The 10,387-nt window shown below is 60.1% G+C and carries 7 protein-coding genes; 6 read left to right on the forward strand and 1 reads right to left on the reverse strand.

Annotated features, from left to right (window positions below):
* The coding region (rpoB, locus tag Q0J75_RS11840; protein ID WP_297201548.1) for a DNA-directed RNA polymerase subunit beta at positions 1-2,931 on the reverse strand (2,931 nt) is incomplete at its 3' end.
* A gap of 352 nt (positions 2,932-3,283) precedes the next feature.
* Between rpoB and Q0J75_RS11845 the strand changes: the two genes are divergently transcribed.
* The 6 genes from Q0J75_RS11845 to rpsL all read left to right on the forward strand — a co-directional run bounded on the left by Q0J75_RS11845 (position 3,284) and on the right by rpsL (position 10,107).
* Positions 3,284-4,630, forward strand: coding sequence for a sigma-54 interaction domain-containing protein (locus Q0J75_RS11845; protein WP_297201551.1), 1,347 nt, complete (start codon positions 3,284-3,286; stop codon positions 4,628-4,630).
* 224 nt (positions 4,631-4,854) lie between these two features.
* Entirely contained in the window at positions 4,855-6,438 is a 1,584-nt protein-coding gene (locus Q0J75_RS11850; RefSeq protein ID WP_297201553.1) for an amidohydrolase, read from the forward strand.
* A gap of 39 nt (positions 6,439-6,477) precedes the next feature.
* Complete coding sequence (locus Q0J75_RS11855) at positions 6,478-7,704, forward strand: M20 metallopeptidase family protein (RefSeq protein ID WP_297201558.1); 1,227 nt, start codon at positions 6,478-6,480, stop codon at positions 7,702-7,704.
* A gap of 49 nt (positions 7,705-7,753) precedes the next feature.
* Positions 7,754-9,139: a YfcC family protein gene (locus tag Q0J75_RS11860; protein ID WP_297201561.1), complete on the forward strand. Its 1,386-nt coding sequence runs from the start codon at positions 7,754-7,756 to the stop codon at positions 9,137-9,139.
* Between the two features lie 227 nt (positions 9,140-9,366).
* Positions 9,367-9,609, forward strand: coding sequence for a L7Ae/L30e/S12e/Gadd45 family ribosomal protein (locus tag Q0J75_RS11865; protein WP_297201564.1), 243 nt, complete (start codon positions 9,367-9,369; stop codon positions 9,607-9,609).
* Positions 9,610-9,684: 75 nt separating this feature from the next.
* Complete coding sequence (rpsL, locus tag Q0J75_RS11870; RefSeq protein ID WP_087187743.1) at positions 9,685-10,107, forward strand: 30S ribosomal protein S12; 423 nt, start codon at positions 9,685-9,687, stop codon at positions 10,105-10,107.
* Positions 10,108-10,387: the final 280 nt, after the last annotated feature.

Consider the following 10,387-nt stretch of genomic DNA (forward strand, 5'->3'; position numbering starts at 1 on the left):
CATACGGGAAGGCACGCCCAGGGGGTTCAGCACGATGTCCAGGGGGGTGCCGTCGGGCAGGAAGGGCATATCCTCCTGGGGCAGGATGCGGGACACGACACCCTTGTTACCGTGACGGCCGGCCATCTTGTCGCCCACGGAGATCTTACGCTTCTGGGCGATGTAGACGCGAACCACCATGTTGACGCCGGGGGAGAGCTCGTCGCCCGCCTCACGGGTGAACACCTTCACGTCCACGATGATGCCGCTCTCGCCGTGGGGCACCTTCAGGGAGGTGTCGCGGACCTCGCGGGCCTTCTCACCAAAGATAGCCCGGAGCAGCCGCTCCTCGGCGGTGAGGTCGGTCTCGCCCTTGGGGGTGACCTTGCCCACCAGAATGTCGCCGGCACGGACCTCGGCGCCCACCCGGATGATGCCCCGCTCGTCCAGATCCTTCAAGGCGTCGTCGCCCACGTTGGGGATGTCACGGGTGATCTCCTCGGGGCCCAGCTTGGTGTCCCGGCTCTCGGTCTCGTACTCCTCGATGTGGATGGAGGTAAACACGTCCTCCTTAACCATCCGCTCATTGAGCAGGATGGCGTCCTCGTAGTTGTAACCTTCCCAGGTCATAAAGCCCATGAGGATGTTCTTGCCCAGGGCGATCTCGCCGTTGGAGGTGGAGGGGCCATCCACGATGACCTCGCCCTTTTCCACCTTCTGACCGGCGGAGACGATGGGACGCTGATTGATGCAGGTGCCGTGGTTGGAGCGCAGGTACTTGGTCAGTTTGTACTCCACCACCCGGCCGCTGTCATAGCGGACAGTGACATACTGGGCGGACACCTTGGTGACCACGCCGTCCTCCTCGGCCAGGATGGCGATCTCAGAGTCGATACAGTTCTTGTGCTCCTGGCCGGTGGCCACGATGGGGGCCTCGGTGGTGAGCAGAGGCACGGCCTGACGCTGCATGTTGGCGCCCATCAGAGCACGGTTGGCGTCGTCGTTTTCCAGGAAGGGGATCATAGCCGTAGCGATGGAGAACATCATCTTGGGGGAGATGTCCATATAGTCCACCTGATCCCGGTCCACGTCGATGATCTCGTTGCGGTGACGGCAGGTGATACGGTCGTGTACCAGGCAGCCGTTCTCATCCAGAGGCTCGGTGGCCTGGGCGATGGTGTACTCGTCCTCCACGTCGGCGGTCATATACTCCACCTGATCGGTGACCTTGCCTGTGGCCCGGTCCACCTTGCGGTAGGGGGCCTCGATGAAGCCATAGCGGTTGATGCGGGCATAGGAAGCCAGGTAGGAGATCAGGCCGATGTTGGGACCTTCGGGGGTCTCAATGGGGCACAGACGGCCATAGTGAGAGTAGTGAACGTCTCGCACGTCGAAGGAAGCCCGGTCACGGGACAGACCGCCGGGGCCCAGGGCGGACATACGGCGCTTGTGGGTCAGCTCGGCCAGAGGGTTGGTCTGGTCCATGAACTGGCTCAGGGGGCTGCTGCCGAAGAATTCCTTAATGGCGGCGGTGACGGGGCGGATGTTGATGAGAGACTGGGGAGTGACGATATCCAGGTCCTGAATGGTCATGCGCTCCCGGATGACACGCTCCATACGGGAGAAGCCGATGCGGAACTGGTTCTGGAGCAGCTCGCCCACGCAGCGCAGACGGCGGTTGCCCAGATGATCGATATCATCGGCATTGCCCACCCCGTGGGCCAGGCAGTTGAGGTAGTTGATGGAGGCCATGATGTCGTCCACAATGATGTGCTTGGGAATCAGGTCGTCCATGCGCTCCTTGACGGCGTCCTTCAACTCCTCGCCGGAATACTGCTGGAGCAGCTCCTGGAGGACGGAGAAGCGGACCTTCTCGGTGATGCCGCACTCGGCGGGATCGAAGTCCACAAAGCCGGCCATGTCCACCATATTGTTGGAGAACACCTTGAGCTGTACACCGCCGTCCAGATCCAGAATGGCCTCGTTGACGCCCTTGGCCTCCAGCTCCCGGGCACGCTCCCGGGTCAGGACCTCGCCGGGCTCGGCCAGGATCTCACCGGTCATGGGGTCCACCAGCGGCATGGCCAGCTTCTGGCCGGACAGGCGGGACCAGATGGCCAGCTTTTTATTGAACTTGTAGCGGCCCACGGCGGACAGGTCGTACCGGCGGGGGTCGAAGAAGAGGGCGTTGAGCAGGCTCTCGGCGGAGTCCACCGTGGGGGGCTCGCCGGGGCGCAGCTTGCGGTAGATCTCCAGCAGGGCCTCCTCATAGGTCTTGCAGGCGTCCTTCTCCAGGGTGGCCACGATGCGGGGATCGTTGCCGAAGAGCTCCAGGATCTCAGGATCGGTCTTGGGGCCCACCGCCCGGATCAGGCAGGTAATGGGGAGCTTGCGGTTTTTATCAATGCGGACATAGAAAATGTCGCTGAGATCGGTCTCATACTCCAGCCAGGCGCCCCGGTAGGGAATGACGGTGGTGGCGTAGGCCACGTTGCCCGCCTTGTCCTCGGTGCGGGAGTAGTAGATGCCGGGGGAGCGGACGATCTGGGAGACGATGACGCGCTCGGCGCCGTTGATGACAAAGGTACCGGCCTTGGTCATCAGGGGGAAATCTCCCATGAAGATCTCCTGCTCCTTCATCTCGCCGGTCTCCTTGTTGCGCAGGCGCACCCACACCTTGATGGGGGCGGCATACGTGGCGTCCCGGGCCTTACATTCCTCCACATTGTACTTGGGAGGCTCATCCATGGAGTAGTCGATGAAGGAGAGTTCCAGATTGCCGGCATAGTCGCTGATGGAGGCTACATCCTTGAAGACCTCCCGCAGTCCTGTTTTCAGGAACCACTCGTAGGAGTTCTTCTGCACCTCCAGCAGGTTAGGCATCTGCAGGATCTCTTCATGGCGGGCAAAGCTTTTGCGCAGGGTCTTGCCGAAGTAGACGTCCTTGACCATCGTAGAAAAAACACCTCGATTTCATTGTCTGGAGCCGCCGCCGCAGGGGGACGGCTCCGGCTCAGGCTGCTGCTTTCCGTCAAACCATACAAAAAGGGCGGTGGAACACCGGGCGCGAACACCCGGATGCGTGGATAGAAATATTGCGATTTCCTCTTGCGCTTTCCGCCCTGCTGTGTTAAACTGACCACACAGTGGGGTGGAATCGGTAAACGCAGTCAGGAAGTTAAGAGCGTTTTAGTATACCATGGAATCACTGGAAAAGTCAACGGTTGTGTGGAGGAAATCTGGAGAAATCCAGATTTTTTTCATATCTGGAGCAAATAGAGGGACCGGAACAGGAGGAAGCAGGATGCACGACAGACGGGTGGCGGAGCAGATTGCGGAGGTGATCCGCCTGTGCGAGGATACCGATGGGCTGCTCATTGCCAACCGGGAGGGCGTTGTGGAGTTCCAGCGGGTCTTTGTGGACAACCTCTGGAAGTCCGGGGAGACGGTGGGGCTGCACATTTTTGAGTTGTACCCCGAGCTGGACGAGGAGAGCAGCACCATTGTCCAGGCCCTGAAAACAGGAAAGGCCACCTACAATGTCCTCCAGGACATCAACAACCGGCGGGGCGAGCGGGTGCTGCTGGAGTCCACCACCATTCCTATCGTGGTGGACGGCCGGGTGGCCTGTGTGGTGGACTCCTCCAAGTTCCACTCCATTGACCAGCGGATCATCCGGGGGAAGGGGGGCATCTCCACTCTGGACCGGATCATTACTCAGGACCCGGCCATGCTGGCGTTGAAGGAGCGGGTCCGGGATGTGGCCCAACTGGACTCCTCGGTGCTCATCTATGGCGAGACGGGCACCGGTAAGGAGCTGGTGGCCGAATCCCTTCACAGCGAGGGGCGGCGCTCCGGCAGGCCTTTTGTCTCCCAAAACTGCGCCGCCATCCCCTCCAATCTGCTGGAGAGCATCTTTTTCGGCACGGAAAAGGGCAGCTACACCGGGGCGCTCACCCGGAAGGGCCTGCTGGAGGAGGCCGACGGGGGCACCCTCTTTCTGGATGAGATCAACTCCATGGAGACCGGCTTGCAGGCTAAATTATTAAAGGTATTGGAGGAGAAAAAGGTCCGGCGGCTGGGAGGCAGCCGGGACATTCCCTTCGATGTGCGGATTGTGGCGGCGGTCAACGAGGAGCCCGCCCGGCTCATCAAGGAGCACCGCCTGCGGGAGGACCTCTATTACCGGCTGGGGGTGGTGCGCATCACCCTGCCGCCCTTGCGGAAGCGGGTGGGAGATATCCCCCTGCTGATCCGCTACTTTATTGACCAGTACAACCGGAAGATGAAGCGGCAGGTTCATGGGATCAGCGACCAGGCCCTCCGCCGCCTGGAGCGGTACAGCTGGCCGGGCAATGTGCGGGAGCTGCAAAACGTGGTGGAGGGAGCCTTTGCCTCCGCCCGCTCCGAGCTGCTGCTGTTGGACCACATGGAGGATGCGCTGGACCGGGAAACCGAAGAATCCCGGCAGCCCGTAAGCGGGGAGGAGCCGCTGGCAGAGGGCTTTTCTCTCAACAAGGCAGTGGAGCAATATGAAAAGGAGCTGCTGCGCAAGGCCATGGCCCAGTCTGCCTCCATCTCTCAGGCAGCCCGGCTGCTGGGTCTGTCCAGGCAGAATCTGAAATATAAGCTGCAAAAATATGACCTGTAAAAAATTTTGCACCAGCAAAAAATTTTGCGCCCCTCCGGCCAGAGAAATGGTTTGCTGGGATGGGAACAGACCGTCTTATATGCCGACGGAATGAGCGGATTTTTGCCCGCTCTCCGGGAAAAACGGTATATGAGACGGCTTTTTTATGCATGATGACAGATTTGGCATGAAAATTGCCCATCTATATGGGCGAAACAAGGAAACAGAAAGAGAGGAAGATCGTCATGCGTACCCTTCGCTATCACGGCAAGGTCGTCTCCATGGATGGGACCATGCGGCGGTATCAGGCCATCGGCACCCAGGACAGCAAAATCGTGTTTCTGGGAACGGACGAGGAGGGACTGGCCCAGGAGTGGGATCAAAAGGTGGACCTGAAGGGGGCCATGGTGCTGCCTGGCTTCAACGATACCCACATGCATCTGCTCCACTACGCTATGTTCCGGCGCAATGTGCCCCTGTTGGGCGTCAAGAACATCGACCAGGTGGTGGAGCGCTGCAAGGCCCGGATCGAACAAGAACACCCCGCCTACCTCATTGGCATGGGCTGGAACCAGGAGACCATGGAGGAGGGGCGGCTGCTCACCCGGGCAGATATGGACCGCATTTCCACCGAGATCCCGGTGTGTATGCTGCGGACCTGTATCCACATCGCCGCCTGCAATACGGTGATGCTGGAGCGCATCAAGGCTCTGAAGGATGTGGAGCCGGAGGTCATGGCTCTGGTGGACTTTGAAAACGGCATTTTAAGGGAGAATGCTGCCCGGCTGTACATGGACGTGCTCCCACAGGAGGACGACGCCTCGGTGCGCCAGCTGATCCGGGAGGGCCAGCGGGAGCTCAACGCCGCCGGTATCACCTGTATCCACTCCGACGACCTGATGGCCATCGCCGGTATAGATCCCATCCGGCTTATCGGAATTTTCCGGGAAATGGAGGCCGACGGGGAGCTGACCGTTCGGGTGTACGAGCAGTGCCTGGTGGAGCCGGAGGACTTTGAACGGCTCAAAGAAGTGCGCGGCGACCCGTCTGACCGGACCAGTCTGTTCCGCATCGGTCCCCGCAAGCTGCTCCAGGACGGCTCCCTGGGTGCCAAGTCCGCCGAGATGATTCACGGCTATGTGGATGAACCGGACAACCACGGCATCCCCATCTATACCGAGGAGGAGCTGTGCCGCCGTATCCAGGCGGCCCACGACATCCGCATGGACGTGGCCGTCCACGCCATCGGCGATCTGGCGTTGAAAAAGGTGTGCGACGCCATGGAGCAGGCCGAGCAGGCCAATCCCTGGCCGGACCACCGCCACGGTATTGTCCACGCCCAGACCACTACCCCCGCTCTGCTGGAGCGGATGAAGAAGCTGGGGCTCCAGGCCTATATCCAGCCCATCTTCATCGACGCCGACATGAACATCATCGCCGAGCGGGTAGGGGAGGAGCACGCCAAGGACTGTTACAACTGGAAGGCCATGCTGGACCTGGGCCTCCACGTCAGCGGCGGCTCCGACTGCCCGGTGGAACCGTTCAACGTGCTGGACAACATGCGCTCGGCCATCACCCGGCAGAATCGGGCGGGCACCAAGACCTATCTGCCGGAGCAGGCCCTCACCGTGGAGCAGGCCATCCGCCTCTTTACTGCCGACGCCGCCTGGCCCAGCCGGGACGAGGGGGTGCGTGGCACCCTGGATGAGGGAAAGCAGGCCGATCTGGTGGTGCTGGATCAAGACCTGTTCGACACCCCGCCCAGCCAGTTCCCTCAGGTAAAGATACTGGAAACGGTGCTGAACGGCACCACAGTCTATCAGGCATAACGCGGATATCCGCGTGGACCAGAGAAAGGAGCGCTCCCTATGAATGAGATGCTGGAAAAGGCCCGTGCCATTGAAGCGCAGATCATCGCCGACCGGCGCTGTCTGCATCAGATCCCAGAGGTGGGTGTGTACACCCCCAAGACGGCGGAATATGTCACAAAACGGCTCAACGAGATGGGTATCCCCAACAAGCCCTGCGGCGTCCACTCCCAGGAGGACCGGGAAAAGATGGTTTTCGCCGGTTACCCTGACGCCCCCACCTCCACCGGTGTGGTGGGCCTTATCGGCAAGGGGGAGGGGCCCTGTATCCTGCTGCGGGCCGACATGGACGGCCTGCCTATGGAGGAGACCACCGGCCTGGACTTTGCCTCCAAGGGAAATACCGCCCACATGTGCGGCCACGACGCCCACGCTGCCATGCTGCTGGGAGCGGCCCGCATTTTAAAGGATATGGAGGACCAGCTTCCCGGCACCGTGAAGCTGATGTTCCAGCCCGGTGAGGAGATGGGCTACGGTTCCCGCACCATGGTGGAGGACGGCCTGCTGGAGAATCCCAAGGTGGACGCAGCCATGGCGCTCCATGTGGGTTCCCAGGTAGAGGTGGGCAAGCTGAATTACTCCCCCGGAGTGGCCTCCGGCGCTATGGCTACCTTTATCGTCAGCATCCAAGGCAAGGGGGGACACTCCTCTGAGCCGCAGAAGACCATCGACCCGGTGAACATTGCCACCCAGGTGTGCTCCGCCTTGAATATGCTTATTCCCCGGGAGGTGGACCCGGAGGCCTTCGCCACCATGACGGTGGGCGCCCTCAACGGCGGCCGGGCCTCCAACATCATCCCTGACACGGCGGAGATCATGGTGTCCTTCCGCACGCTGAGTCCCGAGGCCTATGACCACCTGATTGAGCGTATCCCCGAGATTTTGGAGCACTACATCAAGGCCTGGCGGGGGACCTACTCGGTGCGGGTGCTCAAGACCCCCAGCACCGTGTGCAATCAGCAATTTTCTGAGGAGATTGTTCCCTTTGCCGCCCAGATTCTGGGCCAAGAGAATGTCAAGCCGGTGCCTCCCATGAAGGGGGCGGAGGACTTCGGCCATGTGACCCGGCTGGTACCCGGCTTCTATGCCTTCATGGGGGCGGGTTCGCCGGATGGCTACCCCCTCCACAATCCCAACATGGTGTTGGATGAGAGCGCCTTTGCTCTGGGCAGCGCGGTGCTGGCCAACTGCGCCGTGGAGTGGCTGAAGAAAAAGGCCCAGGGCTGACCCCGGACGTTTTGAGAGAGGACGCTGACATACGAGGAGGATGTTTTCTATGGGAAACACATTAAAGAAGAAAAAGGGCTTTAGCATGCCCCATGTGTACGCGGTCATTTTGATCCTGATGCTGCTGGTCACCATCATGACCTATGTGGTGCCTGCCGGCAGCTACGTCCGTGTGGACGGCGCGGTGGACCCCAACAGCTTTGCTTATGCCGAACAGACCCCTGTGGGCTTCCTGGGCTTCTTCACTGCCATCCATCAGGGTGTGGTGGAAAGCTCCAATATCATCGGCGCCGTGCTGCTCATCAGCGGCTGCATCCAGATCATCCAGTATACCGGTGCGTTCTCCGCCGGTATCCAGACCCTGATCCGTAAGGCCAATGGCAAGGGCCTGGCCATGGTAATCCTGTTCTTCACCCTGTTTACCGGCCTGGGGGTCATCGGCTACCTGGACGCCCTCTACCCCTTCTATCCCATTATTATTTCCCTGTTCATCACATTGGGCTATGACAAAATGGTGGGTACCGCCATTATCCTGCTGTCCACCGCCGTGGGCTTTACCTGCGGCATGGTCAATCCCTATACCACCGGCGTGGCCCAGACCCTGGTGGGCCTGCCCATGTATTCCGGCATTGGTTTCCGTGCCGTGGGTCTGGTGATCTTCTACATCATTGCCCTGTTCTTCCTGGTTCGCTACTGCGTCAAGATCAAGAAGGACCCCAAGAACAGCGTCATGGGAGAGAACTACCTCCAGGAGCAGACTGCGCCCATGGAGTTCGAGGAGGGCCTGCAGTTCACCACCGGGCGGATCATCATCATCCTGGCCTTCCTGGTCACCATCGTGATTTCCGTGGTGGGCTCCCTGATGTGGAAGTGGGGCCTGCCTGAGATCACCGCCGTCTACTTCCCCGTGACCATCCTGGCGGTTATCCTGTCCCGCACCAATGTGTCCCAGGCTTGCGTGGAGTTTGGCAAGGGTATGGCTGGTGTGGTGGCCCCCACTATGGTCATCGGCCTGAGCCGCGCCGTGTCTGTGATTCTTACCCAGGGCAATATCACCGATACCATTATTCATGCCATGGCTGACGTGCTGAACGGCAAGAGCCCGGTCATCACCCTGCTGGTGGTCTATGTGTTTGTTACTGCCTTTAACTTCTTCGTGAGCTCCGGCTCCGGCAAGGCTGTGGTCCTGATGCCCATCCTCCAGCCCATGGGCCAGGTCCTGGGCATCAACCAGCAGGTCATGGTGCTGGCCTATCAGTACGGCGACGGCTTCACCAACACCTTCTGGCCCACCTCTGCTCTGCTGGCCCTGTCCCTGTGTGACATGGACTACGGCCACTGGTTCAAGTTCGCCTGGAAGATCTATGTCTGTCTGATCGCGGCCGGCTTCGCCCTTGTTGTCGTTGCCAACCAGATCGGTTACGGGCCCTTCTAAGCCCTCCAAATGCTCCCCAAAGATGGGCGGCGCGCCAACCGGCGCGCCGCCCATCGGCATTCCGACGGGAAACGCCCCGAAACTGTTGGAAAATCCAGTGATTTTCTGATTGACTTCGATTTTGCTGTATGATATAATCCGGAATTGCGCAGGTATGCCTGCCGGAGGGGAAAAACGGCCAAAAACACCGGGATCCCCTGAGATTTCAAGAAACGGGAGGCTTACCGATGCTGACACAGCTCAAGCAGGGCTCCAAGGTGGTCGGCGTCAAGCAGACCCGCCGGGCCATCGACGACGGCAGAGCCGCTCTGGTCTTTCTGGCCCAGGACGCCGATCCGGCGGTGACCGCGCCGATAGAGGCGCTGTGCGCTGAGAAGGGCGTGCCCGTGGAACAGGTGGCGCAGATGAGGGAGCTGGGCTCCGCCTGCGGCATCGCCGTTGGCAGCGCGGTAGCCGCGCTGCTCCGCTGATTTTGATTTTAACGGTATAATTTTTGATTATTCCGTTAAAATATATTTCTCAGAAACCAAGAAAGGAGGAAAACCATGCCTACGTTTAACCAGCTCGTTCGTAAGGGACGCGAGGCCGTGACCTACAAGTCCAATTCTCCTGCCATGCAGAAGGGCCTGAACACCCTGAAGAACCGCGAGACCGACCTGCCTTCTCCCCAGAAGAGAGGTGTGTGCACCGCTGTTCGTACCTCCACCCCCAAGAAGCCTAACTCCGCGCTGCGTAAGATCGCCCGTGTGCGTCTGACCAACGGCTATGAAGTGACCGCTTATATCCCCGGTGTTGGCCACAACCTGCAGGAGCACTCCGTGGTCATGATCCGCGGCGGCCGTGTCAAGGACCTGCCCGGTGTTCGTTACCACATCATCCGCGGTACTCTGGATGCCCAGGGCGTTGCCAACCGCATGCAGGGCCGTTCCAAGTACGGCGCCAAGCGGCCCAAGGCCGGCAAGAAGTAATTTCGCAGAAATTATTTCTCGTAGGGGCGGCAATCTGCCGCCCGCAAACCATGAAATGAACTAATGCGCAATTGCGCAAGGCAGTTGTCCTTGCGGAAGCGCTTCCTATAGATTTAGGGGCGTTCTTCTGTGGGGCACTGGACAAGCAGGCACTTGTCTTACACGGGGGCGTTTGAGACGCCTTCGAGTACCTATGAAATCATACTATGAAGGAGGGAAGCAAAGTGCCCAGAAGAGGAAACGTACCCAAGCGGGAGGTTCTGCCCGATCCTATCTACAA

Source organism: uncultured Flavonifractor sp. (assembly GCF_944385615.1).
Taxonomy (GTDB): Bacteria; Bacillota; Clostridia; order Oscillospirales; family Oscillospiraceae; genus Flavonifractor.